The sequence below is a fragment of the Polaribacter sp. SA4-12 genome (assembly GCF_002163675.1).
Lineage (GTDB): Bacteria > Bacteroidota > Bacteroidia > Flavobacteriales > Flavobacteriaceae > Polaribacter.
Genome location: NZ_CP019334.1, coordinates 2375393 through 2399184, shown reverse-complemented (window position 1 = coordinate 2399184; position 23792 = coordinate 2375393). Strand labels below are relative to the sequence as shown.

Genomic DNA, 23792 nt, shown 5'->3' with positions numbered 1-23792 from the left:
TAATTGTTATTTAAATGCATTTAAGCCAGTAACATCCAAACCAGTAATTAGTAAATGTATGTCATGAGTACCTTCATAAGTAATTACACTTTCTAGATTCATCATATGTCGCATAATAGAGTATTCACCAGTAATTCCCATTCCGCCCAACATTTGTCTTGCTTCTCTAGCAATATTAATTGCCATGTCTACATTATTACGTTTTGCCATAGAAATTTGTGCAGAAGTAGCTTTTCCTTCATTTTTTAAAGTTCCTAACCTCCATGCTAATAATTGGGCTTTGGTGATTTCTGTAATCATTTCAGCTAATTTTTTCTGTTGTAATTGAAATTGACCAATAGGTTTACCAAATTGTTCACGCTCTTTACAATAACGTAAGGCAGTGTCATAACAATCCATTGCAGCACCAATTGCGCCCCAAGCAATTCCGAATCTTGCAGAATCTAAACATCCTAAAGGCGCTCCAAGTCCAGATTTATTTGGTAATAAGTTTTCTTTTGGCACTTTTACATTATCAAAAATAAGTTCTCCGGTTGCAGATGCACGTAAAGACCATTTGTTATGAGTTGTTGGTGTAGAAAAACCTTCCATTCCACGTTCTACAATTAATCCATGAATTCTACCTTCTTCATCTTTTGCCCAAACAACAGCAACTTGTGCAAAAGGTGCATTAGAAATCCACATTTTTGCTCCGTTTAAAAGATAATGATCTCCCATATCTTTAAACTTGGTTTCCATACCTGAGGGATTAGAACCGTGGTTTGGTTCTGTTAATCCAAAACAACCCATCCATTCTCCAGAAGCTAATTTTGGTAAATATTTTTTGCGTTGTTCTTCGTTTCCATAAGTGTAAATAGGATACATCACTAATGAAGATTGTACAGAAGCGGTAGAGCGAACGCCAGAATCTCCACGTTCTATTTCTTGCATAATTAATCCGTAAGAAATTTGATCTAAACCTGCGCCTCCATATTCTTCAGGAATATAAGGTCCAAAGGCTCCAATTTCTGATAACCCTTTTATAATTTGAGTTGGAAATTCTGCCTTTTGAGCATATTCTTCAATAATTGGAGAAACATCACGCTTTACCCACTCTCGAGCAGCATCACGTATTAATTTATGTTCTTCAGTTAATAAATCATCTAAATTATAATAATCAGGAGCTTGAAAGAGATCTTTTTTCATACTTAATATCTATAAATTGAATTATTTCGATTTTATATTTGTGTAAATTTAAACAAAATTAATAATAATTGTTTAATTTATGTATTTATCATTGTAAAAATCAATCTTACAATAATCAAATAAAACAAAGTTAAAGATATAAAATCTATTAAAAGTTGATGATTTCTATTAAGTTTGTAGTAATGAAATACACTTTAGGAAAAGAAGAACGGTTAAAAAGTAAAAAGCTTATAGAAAGACTTTATGAAGAAAGGAATTCTGTGAAAGCATTTCCTCTTAGAATGATTTTTCTACAAACAGAGCATACGTCAAATTTTCCTGCTCAAGTTGGTGTTTCAGTACCAAAAAGAAATTTTAAATTAGCTGTTGATAGAAATCGAATTAAGAGATTAATGCGAGAATCGTATCGTTTGCAAAAAGAAATTGTTTACGATAATCTTGATAAACCTTATGTTTTTATGATTTCGTATCTTGGAAAACAAGAATGTACCTATGAAGAGATGTTCTTAAAGATGGAGAAATTATTAACACGGTTTGTAAGCGAAACAAAAAATATAAAAAATGAAGAAATTTAATCTTTCAAAAAAAACGGTTCTTGTTCTTTTAGTTGGAGTCATTTTTTTATCGTTTTCATTTAAATCTAAATTTTTTGAAGTAGCAAAACAGATCGAAATTTACAACACCTTATTTAAGGAGTTGAACATGTATTATGTTAATGAAATTAATCCTGCAGAATTAACCAATAAAGCAATTAAAAATACGCTTAAAGATTTAGACCCTTATACAAATTTCTATAACGAACAAGATGTTGAAGATGCAAAAATTAGAAGAGAAGGTGAATATGGAGGAATTGGAGTTTCTGTATATTATTCAAAAGTAGGTATTGAAGTTAATGAAATTTACAAAGGATATTCTGCAGATAAAGCTGATTTAAAAGCAGGTGATGTAATTATTTCTGTTGATGGACAATCTGTTAAAAATATGGAGAGAGACCAACTCTCAATGTATTTAAAAGGAACACCAAATAGTGAGTTTTCTGTTGAAGTATTAAGACAAGGGAATGTTATTAAAAAAGATATTATTAGAGATAAAGTAGTTGTAAATCCTGTTCCGTTTTCTGAAATGATAGATGAAGAAACAGGTTATATTGTTTTAACTCGTTTTAATGATAAAGCTTCATCCGAAGTAAAAAAAGCATTTCGAAAACTGAAGAAAGAAGGAATGAAAAAGTTGGTTTTTGATTTACGTGCCAATCCAGGAGGGTCTTTAAGAGAGTCTATAAATATTTCAAATTTCTTTTTACCTAAAGGAAAAACAATTGTTTCAACAAAAGCGAAAGTAAAAAAATGGAGTAATACTTATAAAACAACAAACAATCCTTTAGATTTAGAAATACCTATTGTAGTTTTAGTAAATGGACGATCAGCATCAGCATCAGAAATTGTAAGTGGTTCTTTACAAGATTATGATAGAGCTGTAATTATGGGACAACGTTCTTTTGGAAAAGGTCTTGTGCAACGCTATAGAGAACTTACTTATGGAACACAGTTAAAGGTAACTATTTCTAAATATTATACGCCAAGTGGAAGATGTATTCAAGAACTAGATTATGCAAATAGAGATAAAAACGGAAAGGTTCCTAAATTTTCGGATAAAGGAATAAATGCATTTAAAACGGCAAACGGAAGAACTGTTTTTGATGGTGGAGGAGTTTTACCAGATTTCGTAATAAAAACTTCAAAACGAACTGAGGCAACTAAAAGGTTATTGAGTTCTAGAGCGGTTTTTAATTTTGCGACAAATTATTTTTATCAAAACCCACAAATAGAAAGTGAAGCTGATTTTGAATTTAAAGATTCTGAGTTTAAAAAATTCACCACTTATTTAAAAGTTGATACTACTTTTGTAACAAAACAAGAGGCTTTATTTAAAGAAGCTTATACAGCATCAATATCAAAAAATATATCTAAAGAATATAAAGGAATTCAAGACAAATTATTTGATGATAAGATTATAGAAATATCAAAAAATAAAGACATCTTAAAGAGAACTATAAAGGAGGAAATAATAAAAAGATATCATTATCAGCAAGGAGTATATCAACACAATTTAAATAATGATTTAGTGATAAAAGAAGCAGTTATATTGCTGCATAATGAAGATAGATATAAACAACTATTATCAAGTAAATAATTTATCTTTAAAAACTGAAATTTAAAATGGCAAAAACAAACAAAATAGATAGAACAAGAGCTCAAGAATCTACAAATGCAATAGAAAAATTATACATTTCTATGCGTCATTTATTTAGTAGAGGTTTTTATAAACCAATGGGGATTTCTGGAGAAGCTTTAAGAAAGTCTTTACTCTCCTTAAGACCAGAAATTTATGGTTCTATAGCAGAGGATAGAGTTGAGTTAAATGGATTAATTTATGTAATAGAAAGGCTTCCGAAAGGAATTGAAGAATGCCAGTTTATAAATTTAACTGCAGATGAAGGTTATGGTGATTCTCATTTTGAGACAATAATTCCTCCAAAAAGAAGAAGAAATTGTTACAGAATAGATAAAGACCAAATGAATATAGAGATTACTCGTGGAAGGTCTGAAATTTATGATATTCTTACACATTTAACCTTTTTATTTATTGAATCTCATAAAATTCAAAAAAGAGTAACCCTTAACGAGGGACAGAGTTTTATAAGAGAGTGGAAATATTTAGAAGATATTGTTATTTATAATAAGGAAATTTCAGAGGAAGAAAGAGAGGTTTCTATTGCTCATTTAAGTAGTATTTTAGGAAGAACTTTTGATGAAGTGGTAAGTATTCATAAAACATTTCAAACAGAAGAGAAAAAAGATAGATTTTTTCATTTAATTTATTGGTTAGGTAAATTAGCTATTGATGAAGTGCTAGATAATAAGAAGAGAAACGTTACTTTTAGTTCTGTTTTAATTGAAGAAATTGGGCATCACATTTATGGTGATGTTTGGGCAAATAATATTAAAGAAGTTTTAAAAGAAAACAAACTATTAAAAAGACCAATACATATTATTAGTGCAAATATGCATAGTGTATTAAACTCGATTTATGCTAAAGCTGCCTTACCAAAACAAGCAGCAGAACATGAAAATTTTGAACTATTTCAATTATTGAGTAACTCAGACAGTAAACCATTGCAAAAAGCAGTTAAAGAATATGCTTCTCAAAATGGTTTAATTTATGTTAAAGATACATCTGGTACAAATATTAATGTACAAATAATAGATACAGATGAAATAAACTTTGAGGTTTCGCCGTTTAAGAAAGATAATTCTATCGATAAAAGTCCTGTTATTATTGTAATGGACTATGCATTTGGAGAGCAAGCTTATGAAACGATGGATGAACTTTTAAAACCATATAAGAACAGTAAGAAAAAGAATCACTTAGACGTAAAGTCTGTTTCTATAATGGGGAAAGCAGGTATTTTAGAAGGAGGAAAAGGAGATATCATGATTCCTTCTGCACATATTTTTGAAGGAACAGCAGATAATTATCCATTTAAAAATGAGTTGTCTAAAGAAGATTTAGAAGGTTTTGGAGTAGCCGTTTTTGATGGTTCTATGATTTCTGTTTTAGGAACATCATTACAAAATAAAGACTTATTAGAGTTTTTCCACGATTCTACTTGGAATGTTATTGGTTTAGAGATGGAAGGAGCACATTATCAAAAAGCAATACAATCTGCATCAAAAATAAGAGGAAATATCTCTAAAAATGTAAAAGTGAGATATGCTTATTATGCTTCAGATAATCCATTAGAAACAGGAGCAACATTAGCTTCAGGAGGTTTAGGTATGACAGGAGTTACACCTACATACGCTATTACTCAAAAAATATTAGAACAAATTTTTTAGCAGTCAAAGACTGATTTCATACCCAAACTTAAACAATGTCAACCAACCAAACAAACAACAAAGAAGAAGAAGTAGATTTAGGTTCTTTATTTGTAATCATAGGAAAAGGTTTCTCTAAATTTTTCAATTTTATTGGAAATATTTTTAGAGGGATTTTTCATGGAGTAATTTCAATCCTTATTTTTCTGAAAAACAACATTATTAAAATAGGAATTGCTGCTATTTTGGGAGCTATCTTAGGTATTTTTTTAGAAGTAAAAAAAACAAATACTTTTGAATCTGAATTATTATTAGAACCAAATTTTAAAAGTACAAGACAATTATATGATAATATAAATTATTATAATAACCTTGTAAAACAAAAAGATACTGCTGGTTTGGTAGAAACTTTTAAGTTAGATAAATTGGCAGCTGCAAGTCTTAAAAAGTTTGTAATCGAGCCAGTTATATCTGGCAATGATATTATTAATTCCTATAACGGTTTTGTATCTTCTGTAGATACTATTACTGTAAATAGTTATACGTTTGATAAGTTTAAATCGTCATTTACAGAATATGATTATAGGTTTCATAAAGTAACAGTTACTTCAAAACAGAATGATGTTTTTGATAAACTAGATGATGTAATAATTTCTTCAGTAGTAAATAATAAATATTTTAATAGAATAAAAGAATTATCGAATAAAAACTTAAATAGAACAGATTCTTTATATCGTAAAAATTTAATACAAATAGATTCCTTAAGGAAGATCTATATGAATGTTATGCTTGAAGAAGCTAGAAAAAAAACAGCTGCCACAAATATAGATTTAGGAGGGGAGAAAAGAACAACCAAAGAACTAGAACTGTTTGCAACTAGTAGAGATATAAATACTGATTTAAAAAATATAGCATCTGAAAAAGCTACAAAATATGAAGTCATAAATGTTCTTTCTAATTTTCAACCAATAGGTTCTGAGGTAAAAGGAGTAACAAAAAATTATGCTTTTTTATTAACAATATTAGGAGCAGGGTTTATGATTTTGTTTTTACTTGTAAGGCTATTAAATAAGTACTTAAATACTTACAAAAAATAAATTATGCAAACAGTTCTTATAACTGGTGGAGCAGGTTTTATCGGGTCTAATTTTATTCCTTATTTTTTAGAAAAAAATAAGGAATACAAGGTTGTAAATTTAGATTTACTTACCTATGCAGGAGAACTTTCTAATTTATCAAAAATTGAAAATAACCCAAGGTATACTTTTGTAGAAGGAGATATTTGTGATAGAGATTTAGTTGAAAAACTATTTAATCAATACAATTTTAATGGAGTTATTCATTTCGCAGCAGAATCTCATGTTGATAATTCTATTAAAAATCCAGATGCATTTGTTAGAACAAATGTTTTTGGAACGTTTAATTTATTAGATGTAGCCAGAAATTACTGGATGGAATCTCCAAATAATTATAAAAAAGGATTTGAAACAGCTAGATTTCATCATATTTCTACAGACGAAGTTTACGGAACTTTAGGAGAAACAGGTTTGTTTACAGAAGAAACCTCTTATGCGCCTAATAGTCCTTATAGTGCTTCTAAAGCCTCCTCAGATTTTATGGTTAGAAGTTATTATCATACTTATGGAATGAATGTTATTACAACTAATTGTTCTAATAACTATGGTCCAAAACAACATGATGAAAAACTAATACCAACAATAATAAGAAAAGCAATTTCTGGAGAAAAAATACCTATCTATGGCGATGGAAAAAATATTAGAGATTGGCTCTATGTTTTAGATCATTGTAAAGGAATTGAATTGGTGTTTAATACTGGTAAAACAGGGGAAACATATAATATTGGCGGGAAAAATGAACGTGATAATTTATATATAGTTGATGTAATTTGTGGGATTTTAGACAAGGTGATACCTAAAGAAAAATCATATAAAGAGCAAATTAGTTTTGTTAAAGATAGACCAGGACATGATTTTAGATATGCAATAGATGCATCAAAAATAGAAAATGAGTTAAGTTGGAGAGCTGACGAAAATTTTGAAACTGGTATTAAAAAAACCATTGAATGGTATTTAAAAAAGTATCAATAAAATGAAAGGAATAGTTTTAGCAGGAGGTTCAGGTACAAGATTACACCCACTCACATTAGCAGTGAGTAAACAATTAATGCCTGTTTATGATAAGCCAATGATTTATTACCCAATTTCTGTATTGATGTTGGCTGGAATAAATGAAATATTAATTATTTCTACACCACAAGATTTACCATTATTTGAAAGGTTGTTAGGTGATGGGAAAAAATATGGATGCGATTTTCAGTATGCTGTAAAAGAAAATCCTAATGGACTTGCAGAGGCTTTTATTATTGGCGAAAATTTTATAGGAAAAGATAAAGTAGCTTTAATATTAGGCGATAATATTTTTTATGGATCCGGGCTACCAAAATTATTGAGAGCAAATAACAACCCTGATGGAGGAATTGTTTATGCTTATCATGTAAATGACCCTGAAAGGTATGGTGTCGTTGAGTTTGATGATAATATGAATGCAGTTTCTATTGAAGAAAAACCACTAAAACCAAAATCTAATTATGCAGTTCCTGGAATTTATTTTTATGATAACTCTGTGGTAGAAATTGCAAAAAATATGAAGCCAAGTAAAAGAGGTGAATTAGAGATTACAGATGTAAATAAAATATATTTAGAGAACGGAAATTTATCCGTTAGAGTTTTAGATAGAGGTACAGCTTGGTTAGATACAGGTACTTTTGCATCTTTAATGCAAGCATCTCAATTTGTAGAAGTGATAGAAGAAAGACAGGGTTTAAAAATAGGTTCTATTGAAGAAGCAGCTTATAGAAGTGGTTTTATAAATAAAGAACAGCTACATAAATTAGCAGAACCTTTATTAAAAAGTGGCTACGGAAAAAGTTTAATGGATATTTAATGAAAGTTACAGAAACATATTTAAAAGGTTGTTTTGTTATCGAACCTCAAGTTTTTGGTGATGAAAGAGGGAGTTTTTTATTAGAATATAATAAAAAAGAGTTTCAAGAAAAAACAGGTTTTAAAGGAGGTTTTGTTTTAGGAAATCAATCTACTTCTCAATATGGAGTTGTAAGAGGTTTGCATTTACAAAAAGGTGAATATTCCCAAGCAAAACTAGTGAGAGTTGTTAAAGGTAAAATTTTAGATGTTGCTGTAGATGCAAGAAAAGAATCTGAAACTTTTGGGAAAGTTTTTTCAATAGAATTATCGGGTGATAATAAAAAACAATTATTTATACCTAGAGGTTTTTTACATGGTTTTTCTGTTTTGGAAGATGATACAATTGTTTCCTATAAATGTGATAATTATTACCAACCAGATGCAGAAGATGGTGTAATGTATAATGATGTCGATTTAAATATTGATTGGAAAATTCCAAATGATAAGATTATTCTTTCAGAAAAAGATTTAAAATTGAAATTGTTTTCAGTTTATAATTAAATAAAACTTAAATCAATTGATAAAAGTATATGATATTATCCAAATTTGTTGATAGGGTCATTAAAGCTAAAGAAAATGTAAATTTTATAAAGTATTTTAAAAATACTTTATGGCTTTTTTTAAGCAAGTTTTTGGGTTTTTTTTCGACAATTTTCGTAGGTGCATGGGTAGCAAGGTACCTTGGACCTGAAACTTATGGTCTTCTGGCTTATAGTAATAGTTTGGTTGCTTTGTTTTTGCCAATTGCTATGATAGGTTTAAACGATATAATTGTTAAAGAATTGGTGATTTCTAAAAATAATATAGAATCGTCAAAAATTTTAGGAACAGCTTTTTTGTTAAAATTTATTTTTGGTTTTATTTCTTTAATGATTCTTGCTGCTTTTGTGTTTCTAAGTAATGACTTTTCAGAAGTTAGAACGTTAATATTAATATTTTCTTCTTTTTTAATATTACAAAGCTTAGAGGTATTTGATTTTTATTTTCAAAGTGAAGTGAAATCTAGGTTTGTAGTTTATTCTAGAATTGTATCCGTATCAATTTCAAGTATATTAAAAATTATATTTATAAAAATAAATTCACCTGTAAGTTATTTTGCTATTGTTATTGTTTTAGAACTTTTAATAACACACTTAGTAACTTTTATTTATTTTAATAAACTTAAAATAAAAATTCCCATTTTTAATTTTAATAAAAACTATGCATTAAATCTTCTTAAAAAAAGTTGGCCACTTTTTTTAAGTGGAATGATGTATATTGTATATATAAAAATAGACCAAATAATGGTTAAAGAAATGTTAGGAGCTAAATCTGCAGGTTTTTATGCAGTTTCAATTAGTTTAAGTGAAGTTTGGTATTTCATACCAAACATAATTGCAGCTTCTTTCTTTCCAGCAATTTTGTTAAATAAATCAAAAGATCAAAAAACGTATTATCAAAGAATCACAAATCTCTATAGTTTGCTTTTTTGGATAGCAATTATATTATCTATTTTTATTACTTTTTTTGGAGAATGGATTATCAAATATTTGTACGGTAAAGACTATTTAGATTCTTGTAAAATTTTAAGTATTTATATTTGGTCTAATGTTTTTTTCTTTTTTACAACTATTAGTTCTAAATGGTTAGTTGCTGAGGGGTATTATATTCATTCTTTTTATAGAAATATTTTAGGGGCTATTTTAAATATAGGTTTAAACATTATTTTAATAAACAATTACGGATTAACTGGTGCTGCAATCTCTACCCTAGTTTCTTACGCATTTGTTGGATTATTTTATGATTTATTGTTTAAAAAACTTAGGATTAATTTTCAATTAAAAATAAAAGCTATATTATTTATGAAGTCATAAATTAAATTTTAGTACAAACCAACTCTAATTATATCAAAACAAATGAAAATTTTATTTATTACTCACTACTCTTTTCTTTATGGAGCTAATAAATCACTATTACAACTTTTATTAGATTTAAGAACAAATTATAATATTAAACCCATTGTAATTATACCGGAAAAAGGTGCTTTTTCAGATAAATTAGAAGAAAATAATATTGACTATTATATTTTTAGATATTATAATTGGTTAAATGCAAACGGTTTTATTAAAGCTAAAGTAAAGATGCTTATTAATATGTTTTTTTTTAAAAAAGTTTTTAATTTTTTAAAAAATGATAGTTTTGATTTAATACATACTAATTCTAGTGCTACAAATTTAGGTGGATATTTATCAAATAAAATGAAAAAACCACATATTTGGCATATAAGAGAATACGGTAAAGACGATTTTAATATGAATTACTATACAGGGATTAAAAATGCAGGACATTATTTTAATTTAAATGCCTCTGTAATTATTACAGTTTCTAAATCTTTAAAAGATTATTATTCCAAATATATTTATTCTAAAAAAATGAAAGTAATATATAACGGAATTAAAATAAAAAGTAATTTCGAAAAAAAATATAATCATAAATCTCCCTTGCAAATATGTTTATTAGGAGTAATATCTGAAAACAAAAATCAAATAGAAGTAATAAAAGCGTTGTCATATCTTAAAAATGAAAAGAAACAAACCAATTTTATATTATACATAGTTGGTGATGGACTTGATGGATATGTGAAGTATTTAAAAGACTATATAAAAAAGGAAGGACTTATTGATAATGTTGTTTTTAAAGGTTATATTGCTGATGTCGAATTGTTTTTAAAAACTATGGATTTGGGTATAGTTTCTTCTAAAAGAGAAGCTTTTGGAAGAGTAACTGTAGAATTTATGATGAATAAAATTTCTGTAATAGCAAATAAAAATGGTGCGAATACAGAGATTATTAAAGATAATACATTAGGTTATTTATATGACTCTGGTGATATTATTAAATTAGCAGAAATTATTAATGATATTAATTTAAATAGAGAAAATTTAAAGTTGATAGGAGAAAAATCTTATGATTATGTAATAAATAACTTTTCTTCAACCTTAAATGCTCAGAATATTTTTAAAGTATATAAAGAGGTTGTAAATATTTAAAACTTTAAAAGGATAATATATAAATACTTATAATGTCAAAAACTTTATTAAGTGTAGTTACTGTTTGTTATAATTCTGAAAAAACAATAGAAACTACAATAAATTCTATTTTAAATCAAACTTTTACAAATTTTGAATATATAATTATTGATGGAAACTCTTCTGACAATACAGTTAAAATTATAACATCTTTTAAAGATAAATTTATAGAAAAAGGAATTTCTTTTACTTGGATATCAGAAAAAGATACAGGTATTTATAATGCCTTTAATAAAGGTTTAAACTTAGTGAAAACTGGTTGGGTTTCTTTTTTAGGATCTGATGATTATTATAAAAAAAATGCATTAGAAATTTATGCTAACGTTATTTTAAAAATAGATAGCAATGTAGATTTTGTTTTTTCTAATGTAGATGTAATTGATGAAAAAGGGAAAATTGTAAAAAAAATAAATAGCAATTGGTATTGGTCTAAATTTAAAAGATATATGGATATTGCTCATGTTGGCGCTTTTCATCACAAACAATACTTTTTAAAATATGGTTTTTTTAATGAGTCTTTTAAAATTTCTGGAGATTATGAATTGTTATTAAGAGCAAAAAGCAATTTAAAAACTATTAAAATCGAAAAAAACACAGCAATTATGTCTAATGAGGGTGTTAGCAACAATCAGGCTATTTTAGCTTTTAACGAAACTTTTAAAGCAAAATATAAAACAGCTAATATTAGTATTCTTAGTTGTTTTTTAGATTATATCATAGCATTATTTAAATATTACTCAAAAAAAATATTACGTGAAATTATTAGATAAATACCTTGTTTTTAGTAGTGTTTTTGCTCTTTTTACTGAAGGTTTTATCTTTCATTATATTATTGATTGGAAGCTTTTTTACATAATTTTATTTATTAATCTAAGTATACTTTTAATTAAAAATAAATTAGTTGCAAATAAGAATATGTTAATTGTTTATGGTTTTTTATTAATACATGGTGTAGTTATGTATTGTGTTTTAAGAAATCCAATTAGTTCTTTATTAGCTCAGTTATTAGGAGTTGTTTTGAGCAGTTTTTATTATTATAATTTTATCAAACGTTATACCTCTAAACTTCTGTTTAAAACCTATGTAAATACTGCTTTTTATATTGCATTGTTGGCAATACCAATGTTTTATTTAAATATTAATGTTTTTACATCAGGTCGCTTAAATGGAATATTACTAGAACCAGCACACTATGCTGCAATAATGTTACCAGCTGTATATGTAACTTTAGTACAAAAAAGATATTTTAAATTTGCAGTTATTTTAATAACAATTTTGTTGTCTAAATCTTCTGTTGGTTTTCTTGGTTTATTTCTAATATTGTTTTTACCATTATTAAAAGTAAAGTACTTTTTAAAATATTCGCTAATTGTTTTTGTTATTTTAGGAGCAAGTACTTATTACATTTCTACACAATGGAATGTGGATACTAATGAACAAGAAGGAAATGTATTAGTAAGAAGAATTAAGCAAACACAAGAGTCTTTTGTGGCAATTAATACAGGTAAATTTAAAAAATATACCAATTTAAGCTCCTATGCTCTATTAAGTAATGTTTTTGTTTCTAAAAACATTTTCTTACATTATCCTTTAGGGGCTGGTTTGGGTTCATATAAACATGAGTATGATAAAGTTTATCCAGAATTATCACCGCCAAAGTATTTAATTAAGCAAAACTTGTCTAAAATAAATAAACAAGATGCAAACTCTTTATTCTTAAGAATTTGGGCTGATTTAGGTATCTTTGCTGTGCTTATTATGCTCTATTTTATATATAGAAGTTATAAGCTGTTTAAAAAAGATTATAAAACTGAAGAACAGAGTACCTTTTTTTATTTAATAATTAAATTATTTAGAGAAGGGCATTATTTTCCACCCGAGTTTTATTTTTTTGTTTTAATTTTTTTAAAAGACTTCAATGATAAAAATACTACATATAGTTGAAAATTATTCATTTTCTAGTGGAGGAATAAGAACAGTTGTTAAAAATTTGACTAAAGAATTATCTTCACATAATTATGTTTCTTTTATTTTAACTTCTTTAAAAGAGGATGAAGATAGTGATGTGTATCTTGTTAATTCTGATAAAAAACCATGGTTATATTCGAGTAATTGGAAGAAGAAAATTCAACAAATTTGTACTGAAAAAAAATTAGATTGTATTCATATTCATGGAACATGGATGTTTCCTCAGTTTATAGCAGCTAAATTTTGCTTTCAAAATAACATTCCATATGTTATTACACCTCACGGAATGTTTGAGCCATGGTTGTGGGAAAATGGTACTTTAAAGAAAAAAATTTATTTTCATCTTTTGGTTCAAAAATATTTTTCTAAAGCAACAATCATTCATGCTATAACAAGTCAAGAAAAAAGAAACTTGAAAAAACTTTTTCCAGAAGTTAATGTTTCAATAATACCTAATTTAATTATCAATAAAAAGGAAGAACTAGTAGACGAGCTTAACAAAAATAAGTATTTGCTTTATATTGGGCGATTAGATAAAAAGAAAGGAATTGATTTGTTAATAAAGGCTTATATAAAGTTAAACCCCAATGAAATAAAATTAAAAATTGCTGGCGAAATAAACTCCTATAAAGAAGATTTGGTGAAAATTATTAATGATTCTAATATAGATGCAAATAATATTGAATTTTTAGGGTTTGTTAAAGGAAAAGCAAAGGAAGATTTAATTAAAAATGCAATAGCATTAGTTGCACCTTCGCATTCTGAAGTAATAGGGATGGTTAATTTAGAAGCTGCAATCTTAAAAACTCCCGTAATAACAACTTATCAGACAGGTTTAAGTAAGTTATGGAAAGAAAATGGGGGAGGTTTAATAAATCCTAATGAAAAAGAGTTAACAGCTGCTTTAAAAAATGTTTTAAGTTGGACTGATGAAAAACAAAAAGAAGAAGGTGAAAAATTATATAAGTTTGTTTTGCAAACTTATACGTGGGAAAATAGAGTGCATGATTGGAAAAAATTATATAATAGTATTTTATGATGAATAAAATAATAACTAAAATAACAATAGTTCTTTATTTGTCTTTGGCGTGTTTCCCATTAATGAAAGCCAATATTAATTCAATTTTCATTATATTTTGTAGTTTATTTGCTATTTACGAATTTGTAAAAAACAAAAGGAAAGTCGTTTTAAAACCTAATATACTAATACTTACCTCAGTTTTTTGGATGTTCCTTTTACATGAAGTAATTACTTTAGATTTTAATTCTAAAACAATATTACTTCATTTGCCTTTTTTGATATTTCCATTACTTTTTGTTTTTAAACCAAATTATATTAATGATAAAGTTAAAGAATACTCTTTGTTGGTGTTTCAAGGAAGTGTTGTAATTCAGTCTCTAATTTACCTTTTTGTATTTTTAAAAAAGTATAATTTAGTACAGATTTTTTCTATTAATAATTATAATATACCTTTATTTAGAACTTATGTTTTTGAGAATACATCAATTGAAATACATCCAACATATTTTTCAGCATTTCTGCTTTTTAGTTTTACAATTTCACTTTTTTTAGGAGTAAAAAAACAGACTAACAAGTATTTTACATTTCAAATAATTAACATTCTTTTTACAACATTTTTTATTTTCGTTTTTATTTCAAAAATTATTATTATAGCCTTTGTTTTTACGATTTTTGTTTTTATAATAAGAATGTTTCTTAATTTTAAAAGGAAGAAAATAATACAAATTTTAATTCCTCTAAGTATAATTGGTGCATTATTTTATTTTGGTTCTAGTAGGCTAATAAAAGAAAGGTTTAATGAAATTAGAACAGAAATAAATAGACCTTTAGTTGGTGATTATCATAATTCTATTAACATTAGAGTTGCTATAATTAAATGTTCTTTTAAAATATTAAAAGAATTGCCTTTTTGGGGATATGGACAAGATTTACAAAATAAATTGAACGATTGTTATGAAATAAATAATGATAGTAATTTTTATACACTAGCAACATATAATAGTCATAATTATTATTTAAATTTAATTTTATATGGTGGGTGGTTATTTTTATTACTATTTATTTTCTTTTTAGTTCACCTTATTTGGAAAGAAAATTATTCAATTCTTATTATTACTTTTATTCTTCAAGTATTAATTATAAACTTTACAGAAAATTTTTTTTCAAGACAACATGGAATCGTATTGTTTATCTATTTTATATCATTATTTTTAACGCCCAATAGAAAATTTAGGAATTGCAATTAATGAAGAAGAAAATTTTAGTTACAGGTGGGTCTGGTTTTATAGGGACAAATATTGTTGAATTTTATAAAGATAGTTTCGAAGTCTTAAATATTGATGTTTTATCACCTAGAAATTCAAATCATACTGCTTATTGGAAGAAAATTGATATTTTAGATAAGGAATCTTTAAACGAAGTTTTTTCGAGTTTTAAACCGGATTTTGTTTTGCATATGGCAGCAAAAACAGATTTAGATGGAGAAACCTTGGAGGATTATAATGCAAATATAAAAGGTGTCGAAAACATCATTGAAGCAACTAACAATACACCATCAATAAAGAAAATTATTTTTGCGTCAAGTAGATTAGTCTGTGAAATAGGTTATCAACCTAAAGATGAATTTGATTATAGACCATCTACTGTTTATGGGGAAAGTAAAATTATTGGTGAAAAAATAGTTAGATCTAGTAAAATTGAAAATGCAAATTGGATAATTGTTAGACCCACTTCTTTATGGGGGCCTTGGTTTGGAATTCCATATAAGAATTTTTTTGATATCATAGAAAGACAACTATACTTTCATCCGAGAGGAAGGAAGATTTATAAGAAATTTGGTTTTGTTTTAAATTGTATACATATTTTAGATGTATTATTATACAATGATAAGCTTAATAAAAAAACAATTTATTTATCAGATTTTAATGAACTTGAAGTAAAGACTTGGGCAGATATTATTTCTAATCAATTTCATGGAAAAAGAGTAAAACAAATCCCTTATTTTATGCTCAAGTTTTTTTCTGTTCTTGGTGATTTATCAAAGATTCTTGGGGTTAAAAATCCTCCATTAACTAGTTTTAGGCTTAACAACCTTACCACTCAAATGTTTTATGATACTAAAGAAGTGGAAAATATAATTAAAAAATTACCGTTTAACTTAGAAGAAGGAACAAAGATTACATTTAAATGGCTGAAGAAATAAAAAAGTATCAAGATCTAAAGGCCTTTAAAGTTTCTAAAGGTTTTAGAGGTAAATCTAAAGTAATTGTTCAGTTGTGGTCGATTGTTGAGAGTACATTTTTTGCAATGTCACCTCAATTTTTTTATGGTTGGAGAAGATTCCTTTTACGGTTATTTGGTGCTAAAATTGGTAAAAACGTATTGATAAGATCTACAGCTAAGTTTACTTATCCTTGGAAAATACAGATAGGAGATGATTCTTGGATTGGTGAAGACACTATTTTTTATAGTTTAGGTGAAATTAAAATTGGTGATAATGTTGCTATAGCACATGGAGTATATTTTAATACTGGTTTACACGATTATACAAAAGAAGAATTTACTATTTCATCAAAAAAAATAATTATTGAAGATGAATGTTGGATAACAAATGATGTTTACATTGCGCCAGGAGTATCAATTGGAAAAGGCGCAGTTATCGGTGCAAGAAGCAGCGTTTATAAAAATATGCCCGAAGGATGGATTTGTTTTGGAAATCCTGCTAAACCAATAAAAAAAAGACTTGAATAAGAGCATAACTATAATAGGGATTAATTATTACCCTGAAGATACAGCTATTGGTTTATACACTTCACAACTTGCTGAATATTTTAATGAAAAAAATATTGATGTAACTGTTGTTTCTGGATTTCCATATTATCCTGCATGGAGAATAACGGATGAATATAAATCTAAAAAGACTTTTTATAGCGAAAACATAAATGGGATTAAAATTCTTAGATACAAACAGTATGTTCCTAAAAACCCTACTTTTCTAAAAAGAATTTTACATTTACTAGATTTTTCATTAGGAACCTTTATAAATATTTTAAAAATAAAAGAAACAGATGTTGTTATTTGTGTTGTTCCTTTTATTGGTTCTGTATTCTTAGGTAAAATTTTAGCAAAATCAAAAAAAGCTAAACTTTGGGTTCATGTTCAAGATTTTGAATTTGATGCGGTTTCAGATTCAAACCTTGTAGAAAATAAAACTAATAAAAATTTTGTTTTTAAAGGATTGTTCTGGGTAGAAAAAAAGTTATTAAAATCAGCAGACTTATTAAGTACTATAAGTTCTTCTATGATTTCAAAACTTCATGAAAAAGTAAAATTAAGACCGGAAAGTAAAAAGCTTCTTCCAAATTGGGTCGATTCAAATTTTATAAAACCTGAAGATTATAAAGTACATAGGTATCTAACATCTTCAAAATTCAAAATACTATACTCAGGAAATATAGGAGAAAAACAAGATTGGGTGTTTTTTATAGAATTTGTTAAAGAGTTAGAGTGCATTGATGATATTGAAATAATAGTAGTTGGGAATGGAAGTAAAAGAATTTGGTTAGAGGAGCAGTTGTTAGATTTAGACAATATATATTTTTATAGTCCTGTTAAATATTCAGAACTTTCTAATTTATTATGCAGTGCAGATTTACATGTTTTATTTCAAAAAATTGATGTTATAGATACTGTGATGCCATCAAAAATTTTAGCGATGATGTCTAGTGAAAAACCTTCCTTAATTACTGGGAATTTAAAATCTGAAGTTTATTCAATTATTCGTAAATCAAATAGTGGTAAGTATTTTGAGACTAGTGATATTTGCGACGTTTTAGAGTTTGTGAAAAAATTAAAGTTAGATAAACCTTTACAGGAAGAATATGGTAAAAATGCAAGGACATTTGTTTCTGAAAACTTCTCTAAAACCAAAATCTTAAATCAATTTATGGACACATTTGAAAAATTAATTGAATAGTGATATTAAAAATTAAAAAATATTCTGAATTAATTAGACCATTAATAATCTTATTTGATTTATTAATCATAAATATTATTATTTTCTTTCTCTCAGATAGAGAGCATTGGAATCTACAATTTATTCTTTATATTACTTTGTTTTGGCTCTCAATAGCTTTTTATACAAAGTTTTATAATGTTTATAGATACACTCATGTTTTAAAGTTAATTACGCTTTTATTCTCTCAGTTTTTTGTTTTTCTGTTAGCTTTTTTTGCGTATTATACTATTTTTGAGGAAGGAGTTATTGTAAGTAAGCAATCTAATGTTGTTTTTTCTTTTATGGCAACTATTACTTCTTTTAAGTTTTTTTTCTTTTTTCTGTTAAAAAAATATAGATTAAAAGGGAATAATTATAGGAATGTTGTTGTTTTTGGAGAAAGTAAGTCTGCTCAAAATGTTGCAACATTATTTTTGAAAAGGCAAGATTTAGGGTATCGATTCTGTGGTTTTTTTTCAGATAAACAAAGTAGCTCTAAGAATTTTTTGGGTTCTATTAAAGATGGTTTAGAATACACCAAAAAAGAAACTATAGATGAAGTTTATTGTGAGGTTAATTCTGTCTCAAGTTTAAAATTAAAAGAAATAAGAAGGTTTTGCAATGAAAATAAGATTGAATTTAGCTTAATTCCAGAAAATAAGGCAATTTATAGTAAAGACTTCATTCTTGAGCATTATGGAACAATACCTGTATTAAAACTTAAACAATTACCATTTGAAAGAATTGAAACCCATATATTGAAACGATCTTTTGATGTGTTATTTTCTTTATTTGTTTGTGTTTTTTTGTTGTCATGGTTGTTGCCAATTTTATGGGTAATTGTTAAAGTAAACTCAAAAGGTGAATTTTTCTTCAAACAAAAAAGAGATGGAATAAATGGGGAACAATTTTATTGTTATAAAATTAGATCTATGGAAGAAAATTATTTATCAGATTTAGTCTCAGCATCAAAAAATGATGATAGAATTACTTCTGTTGGAATGTTTTTAAGAAAATCTAGCTTAGATGAATTGCCTCAATTTTTTAATGTATTAATTGGAAATATGAGTGTAGTTGGTCCAAGACCGCATATGAATATTCAAACAGAAAAGTACTTAAAGGAAATTGATAATTATTTGATAAGGAATTCTGTAAAACCAGGAATAACGGGTTTGGCTCAGGTTTCTGGTTATAGAGGAGAAGTAAAAAAGAAATCTGATATAGAAAATAGAGTGCGTTTAGATATTTTTTATATCGAAAACTGGTCTTTCTTCTTAGATCTTAAAATTATTTCGCAAACTGTATTAAATGTATTTAAAGGTCAAGAAAGCGCTTATTAGTTAAAATGAAAGAGAAAATAGACATATCAGCATCTATCGTAGTTTACAAAGAAGATATAGATGAACTATCTAAAACTATACAATGTTTTTTAAATACTCCTATAAAAAAACGGTTGTTTTTAATAGACAATACTTTAAATAAGGAGTTTGAAGATGTATTCGATCTAAAGGATGTTGAATACATTGCTGTAGGGAAAAACGTAGGTTTTGGAGCGGGTCATAATATTATTTTAAATAAAATTAAAAATCTTTCAAATTATCACTTAGTTCTAAATCCGGATGTTAGCTTTAATTCAACAGTAATACCTAATTTAATTGCAAAATTGAAAAGGCATGAAATTGTTTCAATGATAGCTCCAAAAGTATTATTTCCAAATGGAGAGCATCAATATTCTTGTAGAAGATATCCAAGAGTTTCAGAATTATTGGCAAGGAGATTTAAGTTTTTAAAGCCAATTTTTAAATCTATAATATATAAAGGAGAATATAAAGAGAAGAACCTTGACTCTTCTTTTTTTGCGGAATATATTGCCGGGTGTTTTCATCTATATAAAACGAAGGACTTTATCGAGTTGAACGGGTTTGATGATCGATATTTTTTATATATGGAAGATGTAGATATTTGTAAAAAAATAAGTTTATCAGATAAGCAGAAGTTATACTATCCCAAAGAAGAAATCACTCATGTTTTAAAACAAGGTTCTTCTAAAGACTTAAATTTATTTTTTCGCCATACTTCATCAGCAATTAAATATTTTTTAAAGTGGGGAATCTAATTTCCTTAATATTTTAAAATATATTTGCAGTAACAACAACACAATAAACATGAATGTACTTATTTTAGGTTCTGGAGGTAGAGAACATGCTTTTTCAATCAAACTATTAGAAAGCGACAAGATTAATCAGTTATTTGTAGCTCCTGGTAATGCTGGGACAGATAAAATAGCAACCAATATCAATATTAACCCTACAGATTTTGAAGCGGTTAAAAAGACTGTTTTAGAGAATGATATTAAAATGGTAGTTGTTGGTCCAGAAGCACCTTTAGTAGAAGGTGTTCATGATTTCTTCTTAGCGGACAATGCCTTGAAAAATATTCCGGTAATTGGTCCTAAAAAAGATGGAGCTTTATTAGAAGGAAGTAAAGATTTTTCGAAACAATTCATGCAAAAACATGGAGTTCCTACAGCACGTTATCAATCATTCACAAAAGATAATTTAGAAGAAGGTTTTGCTTTCTTAGAAACATTAGAACCACCTTTTGTATTAAAAGCAGATGGTTTAGCAGCCGGAAAAGGAGTTTTAATATTAGATTCTTTAGAGGAAGCAAAATCGGAGTTAAAAGAAATGGTTTCTAACCTAAAATTCGGAGAAGCTTCTGCAACAGTGGTTATCGAAGAGTTTTTAAAAGGAATAGAATTGTCTGTTTTTGTTTTAACAGACGGAATAAATTATAAAATTTTACCATCGGCGAAAGATTATAAAAGAATTGGCGAAGGAGATACTGGTTTAAATACTGGTGGAATGGGAGCAATTTCTCCTGTGCCTTTTGCGGATAAAGCATTTTTAGATAAAGTTGAAGAATTAGTCGTAAAACCTACAATTGCTGGTTTGCAAAAAGACGGAATTGATTATAGAGGTTTTATTTTTATTGGATTGATGAATGATAATGGAAACCCTTCTGTTGTAGAATACAACGTAAGAATGGGAGATCCAGAAACAGAGGTTGTATTGCCTAGAATTGAATCAGATTTGTTTGATTTATTTGAAGGTGTTGCACATCAAAATTTAAATGAAAAATCTTTTTCTGTTACCGATAAAACGGCAACAACTGTTATGTTGGTTGCTGGTGGATATCCTGAAGCTTACGAGAAAAATAAAGAAATTACAGGTTTCGAATCTATTGATGAATCTTTTGCTTTTCACGCAGGAACTACAATTAAAGATGGTAAAGTAGTTACAAACGGAGGTAGAGTTATGGCTGTAACTTCTTTTGGAGACACTATCGAAGAAGCTTTAGAGAAGAGTTATAGAAGCATCGATAAAATTCATTTTGATGCAATGAATTACAGAAAAGATATTGGTTTCGATTTAGTATAAACGAATTTTTATTTGGGCGTTTTAACAGGCTTTCCATTGTATCTTTTTTCTGAAAAAGAAAAAAGGATGCCATTTCAATCCTTAACGCACTTTTTTAAAATCTAAATTATTAGCCTGAATAGTAAGTTATAATTTAAAAAATTGGTAGATTTAAATTGAAATAAAAATGAATGCTACCAACAAAAAAATAATAATAGCACCCTTAAATTGGGGTTTAGGTCACGCAACACGTTGTGTGCCAATTATTAATGCTTTGTTGGAAAACGAATTTACGCCAATTATAGCTTCAGATGGAATTGCGCTTGAATTTTTAAAGCAAGAATTTCCAAACTTAGAATATTTAATACTCCCAACTTATAACATTTCTTACCATAGAAATTTAAAGTTGGGATTACTTTTGCAAATCCCTCAAATTTTAAAGTCAGTTAGAAAAGAAAAAAAGGTAATTGATAACTTTATCAAAGCCAATAAAGAGGTTGTTGGTATCATTTCTGATAATAGATTCGGAGTAAGAAGTAAACTTGTTCCTTCTGTTTATATTACACATCAAGTAAATGTTTTGTCAGGAAATACGACTTCTCTAACGAGTTATTTTCATCAAAAAATAATCAAAAAATTTGATGAATGTTGGGTTCCAGATAATGAGAACTCACAGTTTTCAGGAAAACTATCATCAACAAAAAGAAATTTAAATGGTAAGTTTATTGGAGTTTTAAGTCGATTTAAAAAAGAAGTTTTAAAGCAAGAAATAGACGTTTTAGTCATTTTATCAGGACCAGAACCTAATAGAACATTTCTAGAAAATAAATTGATTTCAGAGTTTAAAAATAACTCTAGAAACATTGTTTTTGTTTTAGGTAAAGTTGAAAGTGAACAAAAAATATGGACTTCAGAAAATATTATTTTTTATAACTACTTATTGTCTGATGAGCTTCAAAAAATAATGAACTCAAGTAAAATTGTAGTTTGTAGATCTGGCTATTCTTCAATTATGGATTTGGCTGTTTTGCAAAAGAAAGTTTTTCTTATTCCTACAGAAAATCAATATGAACAATTATATTTAGCAGATTTTTTAGAAGAAAATAGGTTTGCTCCATTTTCTAATATAGCTAATTTTTCAAAAGAAAAAATTTCTGAAATCGAAAATTATAAAGGTTTAAAAGTTGCTGAGAATAGGTTGAATTCTCAGTTATTTAGCCTTTTCCAGCGTAAATGAGAACTCAGAACCTTCTCCATAAGTACTTTTTAAAAGAATGGTTTCATCATGAGCTTCTATAATGTGTTTCACAATAGATAAACCTAGTCCAGAACCACCTTGCTCTCTAGATCTACTTTGATCTACTCTATAGAATCGTTCAAAAAGACGGGGAAGATGCTGTTGTTTAATTCCTTCTCCATCGTCATTGACTTTAATTATAAATTTTTTGTCGTTATAAGAATCAACTGCAACAATTGTATTTCCATTTGGTTTTCCGTATTTAATGGAGTTAACAACTAGGTTTATTAGCACCTGTTCAATTTTTTCAGCATCACCTTTCACAAAAACAGGAAACTCATAAATTCTATCGAATTTTAAAGTGATATTTCTTTTTTTTGCTTTCATTTCAAACATGTCAAAGACATTTTGTACGAGTTCTAAAATGTTAAAAACAGCTATATTTATTTTCATGCCATCATTCTCTAACTTGGCAATCATATCTAAATCCTTTATAACAGCAACCAACCTTTCTACACCTTTGTTAGCTCTTTCGAGGTATTTTGTTCTAATCTGTTTATCGTTTACAGCACCTTCAATTAAGGTTAAAATATAACCTTGTACCGTAAATAAAGGAGTTTTAAGTTCGTGTGCTACGTTTCCTAGAAAGTCTCGTCTAAAAGAATCTCTTTCTGTTAGATTTTCTATTTCAAGTCTTTTACCTTCTACGAATTTTTCCATTCTATTTGAAAGTTTTTCAATATCTGTTGTTACAGAATCGTTTCGAAGATCATTTACATTTAAGATAGAAACATCTTCATATATTTTTTTTAGACGTCTATAAATAAAATGTTCAGTTCTATATTGAATGATAAAAAATGAAATTACGAAAAGAGCAACAATCGAAATAATAATAGTGTTTATTCCAAAATGTTGAACAATAAAAAAGTAAGAAATAGCAGCTATAACGGCAGAGAGTGTCGTTAAGTAGAATGCAGATAAAAGTGCGTAAGAATACGTTTTTTTAATTTTCAT

22 protein-coding genes are annotated in these 23792 nt (G+C 27.2%); 20 read left to right on the top strand and 2 right to left on the bottom strand.

From position 1 onward, the window contains the following. Positions 1–6 precede the first annotated feature (6 nt). Positions 7–1185 (bottom strand): acyl-CoA dehydrogenase family protein, encoded by a 1179-nt coding sequence (locus BTO07_RS10430; RefSeq protein WP_087521171.1) that lies wholly within the window; start codon positions 1183–1185, stop codon positions 7–9. Positions 1186–1343: 158 nt separating this feature from the next. Here BTO07_RS10430 and rnpA point away from each other — a divergent pair, with 158 nt between their 5' ends. The 20 genes from rnpA (at position 1344) to BTO07_RS10330 (ending at position 22778) form a co-directional block, all read left to right on the top strand. Continuing rightward, positions 1344–1760: a ribonuclease P protein component gene (rnpA, locus tag BTO07_RS10425; RefSeq protein WP_232457011.1), complete on the top strand. Its 417-nt coding sequence runs from the start codon at positions 1344–1346 to the stop codon at positions 1758–1760. Beyond that, on the top strand, positions 1747–3378 hold the full coding sequence (locus BTO07_RS10420) for a S41 family peptidase (protein WP_087521169.1): 1632 nt from the start codon (positions 1747–1749) through the stop codon (positions 3376–3378). The genes rnpA and BTO07_RS10420 overlap by 14 nt, the downstream gene beginning before the upstream one ends. Positions 3379–3404: 26 nt before the next feature. Then, positions 3405–5084: a DUF6909 family protein gene (locus BTO07_RS10415; RefSeq protein ID WP_087521168.1), complete on the top strand. Its 1680-nt coding sequence runs from the start codon at positions 3405–3407 to the stop codon at positions 5082–5084. 35 nt (positions 5085–5119) lie between these two features. Then, positions 5120–6160 (top strand): ECF transporter S component, encoded by a 1041-nt coding sequence (locus tag BTO07_RS10410; RefSeq protein ID WP_087521167.1) that lies wholly within the window; start codon positions 5120–5122, stop codon positions 6158–6160. Positions 6161–6163: 3 nt separating this feature from the next. Further along, positions 6164–7171 carry a dTDP-glucose 4,6-dehydratase gene (rfbB, locus tag BTO07_RS10405; RefSeq protein ID WP_198342453.1) on the top strand — a complete coding sequence of 336 codons (1008 nt, stop codon included), beginning with the start codon at positions 6164–6166 and terminating at the stop codon, positions 7169–7171. A gap of 1 nt (position 7172) precedes the next feature. Beyond that, positions 7173–8027 (top strand): glucose-1-phosphate thymidylyltransferase RfbA, encoded by an 855-nt coding sequence (gene rfbA / locus BTO07_RS10400; RefSeq protein ID WP_087521165.1) that lies wholly within the window; start codon positions 7173–7175, stop codon positions 8025–8027. Further along, positions 8027–8569, top strand: a complete 543-nt coding sequence (rfbC, locus tag BTO07_RS10395) for a dTDP-4-dehydrorhamnose 3,5-epimerase (RefSeq protein ID WP_087521164.1) — start codon at positions 8027–8029, stop codon at positions 8567–8569. The genes rfbA and rfbC overlap by 1 nt, the downstream gene beginning before the upstream one ends. Positions 8570–8598: 29 nt before the next feature. After that, on the top strand, positions 8599–9921 hold the full coding sequence (locus tag BTO07_RS10390; protein WP_087521163.1) for a flippase: 1323 nt from the start codon (positions 8599–8601) through the stop codon (positions 9919–9921). 42 nt (positions 9922–9963) lie between these two features. Further along, complete coding sequence (locus BTO07_RS10385; protein ID WP_087521162.1) at positions 9964–11097, top strand: glycosyltransferase family 4 protein; 1134 nt, start codon at positions 9964–9966, stop codon at positions 11095–11097. Positions 11098–11129: 32 nt separating this feature from the next. Next, a complete protein-coding gene (locus tag BTO07_RS10380) occupies positions 11130–11906 on the top strand; it encodes a glycosyltransferase family 2 protein (RefSeq protein WP_087521161.1) in 777 nt (258 codons plus the stop codon). Continuing rightward, positions 11890–13080 carry an O-antigen ligase family protein gene (locus tag BTO07_RS10375; RefSeq protein ID WP_087521160.1) on the top strand — a complete coding sequence of 397 codons (1191 nt, stop codon included), beginning with the start codon at positions 11890–11892 and terminating at the stop codon, positions 13078–13080. Before BTO07_RS10380 ends, BTO07_RS10375 begins: the two co-directional genes overlap by 17 nt. Continuing rightward, positions 13055–14143 (top strand): glycosyltransferase, encoded by a 1089-nt coding sequence (locus BTO07_RS10370; RefSeq protein ID WP_087521159.1) that lies wholly within the window; start codon positions 13055–13057, stop codon positions 14141–14143. The genes BTO07_RS10375 and BTO07_RS10370 overlap by 26 nt, the downstream gene beginning before the upstream one ends. Continuing rightward, positions 14140–15372: an O-antigen ligase family protein gene (locus tag BTO07_RS10365; protein ID WP_087521158.1), complete on the top strand. Its 1233-nt coding sequence runs from the start codon at positions 14140–14142 to the stop codon at positions 15370–15372. Before BTO07_RS10370 ends, BTO07_RS10365 begins: the two co-directional genes overlap by 4 nt. After that, positions 15372–16328, top strand: a complete 957-nt coding sequence (locus BTO07_RS10360; protein WP_087521157.1) for an NAD-dependent epimerase/dehydratase family protein — start codon at positions 15372–15374, stop codon at positions 16326–16328. Before BTO07_RS10365 ends, BTO07_RS10360 begins: the two co-directional genes overlap by 1 nt. Continuing rightward, on the top strand, positions 16313–16876 hold the full coding sequence (locus BTO07_RS10355) for a WcaF family extracellular polysaccharide biosynthesis acetyltransferase (RefSeq protein WP_087521156.1): 564 nt from the start codon (positions 16313–16315) through the stop codon (positions 16874–16876). Before BTO07_RS10360 ends, BTO07_RS10355 begins: the two co-directional genes overlap by 16 nt. Beyond that, on the top strand, positions 16869–18101 hold the full coding sequence (locus BTO07_RS10350) for a WcaI family glycosyltransferase (protein WP_087521155.1): 1233 nt from the start codon (positions 16869–16871) through the stop codon (positions 18099–18101). Before BTO07_RS10355 ends, BTO07_RS10350 begins: the two co-directional genes overlap by 8 nt. Next, positions 18101–19462 (top strand): exopolysaccharide biosynthesis polyprenyl glycosylphosphotransferase, encoded by a 1362-nt coding sequence (locus tag BTO07_RS10345; RefSeq protein WP_232457010.1) that lies wholly within the window; start codon positions 18101–18103, stop codon positions 19460–19462. Before BTO07_RS10350 ends, BTO07_RS10345 begins: the two co-directional genes overlap by 1 nt. 5 nt (positions 19463–19467) lie before the next feature. Next, a complete protein-coding gene (locus BTO07_RS10340; RefSeq protein WP_087521154.1) occupies positions 19468–20238 on the top strand; it encodes a glycosyltransferase family 2 protein in 771 nt (256 codons plus the stop codon). A 49-nt stretch (positions 20239–20287) separates the two neighbouring features. Further along, on the top strand, positions 20288–21562 hold the full coding sequence (purD, locus tag BTO07_RS10335; protein WP_087521153.1) for a phosphoribosylamine--glycine ligase: 1275 nt from the start codon (positions 20288–20290) through the stop codon (positions 21560–21562). Positions 21563–21728: 166 nt separating this feature from the next. After that, entirely contained in the window at positions 21729–22778 is a 1050-nt protein-coding gene (locus BTO07_RS10330) for a glycosyltransferase (RefSeq protein WP_087521152.1), read from the top strand. Here BTO07_RS10330 and BTO07_RS10325 read toward each other — a convergent pair. Further along, positions 22752–23792, bottom strand: a complete 1041-nt coding sequence (locus BTO07_RS10325) for a sensor histidine kinase (RefSeq protein WP_087521151.1) — start codon at positions 23790–23792, stop codon at positions 22752–22754. The two genes, BTO07_RS10330 and BTO07_RS10325, sit on opposite strands and share 27 nt — an antisense overlap.

What these genes read in the sequence shown, in the direction of transcription:
- BTO07_RS10325 (WP_087521151.1), bottom strand. Translation starts at nt 23,792, where the DNA reads ATGAAAATTAAAAAAACGTATTCTTACGCACTTTTATCTGCATTCTAC.
- BTO07_RS10380 (WP_087521161.1), top strand. Translation starts at nt 11,130, where the DNA reads ATGTCAAAAACTTTATTAAGTGTAGTTACTGTTTGTTATAATTCTGAA.
- BTO07_RS10360 (WP_087521157.1), top strand. Translation starts at nt 15,372, where the DNA reads ATGAAGAAGAAAATTTTAGTTACAGGTGGGTCTGGTTTTATAGGGACA.
- BTO07_RS10370 (WP_087521159.1), top strand. Translation starts at nt 13,055, where the DNA reads ATGATAAAAATACTACATATAGTTGAAAATTATTCATTTTCTAGTGGA.
- BTO07_RS10340 (WP_087521154.1), top strand. Translation starts at nt 19,468, where the DNA reads ATGAAAGAGAAAATAGACATATCAGCATCTATCGTAGTTTACAAAGAA.
- BTO07_RS10430 (WP_087521171.1), bottom strand. Translation starts at nt 1,185, where the DNA reads ATGAAAAAAGATCTCTTTCAAGCTCCTGATTATTATAATTTAGATGAT.
- rfbA (WP_087521165.1), top strand. Translation starts at nt 7,173, where the DNA reads ATGAAAGGAATAGTTTTAGCAGGAGGTTCAGGTACAAGATTACACCCA.
- BTO07_RS10390 (WP_087521163.1), top strand. Translation starts at nt 8,599, where the DNA reads ATGATATTATCCAAATTTGTTGATAGGGTCATTAAAGCTAAAGAAAAT.
- BTO07_RS10365 (WP_087521158.1), top strand. Translation starts at nt 14,140, where the DNA reads ATGATGAATAAAATAATAACTAAAATAACAATAGTTCTTTATTTGTCT.
- rnpA (WP_232457011.1), top strand. Translation starts at nt 1,344, where the DNA reads ATGATTTCTATTAAGTTTGTAGTAATGAAATACACTTTAGGAAAAGAA.
- BTO07_RS10420 (WP_087521169.1), top strand. Translation starts at nt 1,747, where the DNA reads ATGAAGAAATTTAATCTTTCAAAAAAAACGGTTCTTGTTCTTTTAGTT.
- BTO07_RS10330 (WP_087521152.1), top strand. Translation starts at nt 21,729, where the DNA reads ATGAATGCTACCAACAAAAAAATAATAATAGCACCCTTAAATTGGGGT.
- BTO07_RS10410 (WP_087521167.1), top strand. Translation starts at nt 5,120, where the DNA reads ATGTCAACCAACCAAACAAACAACAAAGAAGAAGAAGTAGATTTAGGT.
- rfbB (WP_198342453.1), top strand. Translation starts at nt 6,164, where the DNA reads ATGCAAACAGTTCTTATAACTGGTGGAGCAGGTTTTATCGGGTCTAAT.
- BTO07_RS10355 (WP_087521156.1), top strand. Translation starts at nt 16,313, where the DNA reads ATGGCTGAAGAAATAAAAAAGTATCAAGATCTAAAGGCCTTTAAAGTT.
- purD (WP_087521153.1), top strand. Translation starts at nt 20,288, where the DNA reads ATGAATGTACTTATTTTAGGTTCTGGAGGTAGAGAACATGCTTTTTCA.
- BTO07_RS10415 (WP_087521168.1), top strand. Translation starts at nt 3,405, where the DNA reads ATGGCAAAAACAAACAAAATAGATAGAACAAGAGCTCAAGAATCTACA.
- rfbC (WP_087521164.1), top strand. Translation starts at nt 8,027, where the DNA reads ATGAAAGTTACAGAAACATATTTAAAAGGTTGTTTTGTTATCGAACCT.
- BTO07_RS10385 (WP_087521162.1), top strand. Translation starts at nt 9,964, where the DNA reads ATGAAAATTTTATTTATTACTCACTACTCTTTTCTTTATGGAGCTAAT.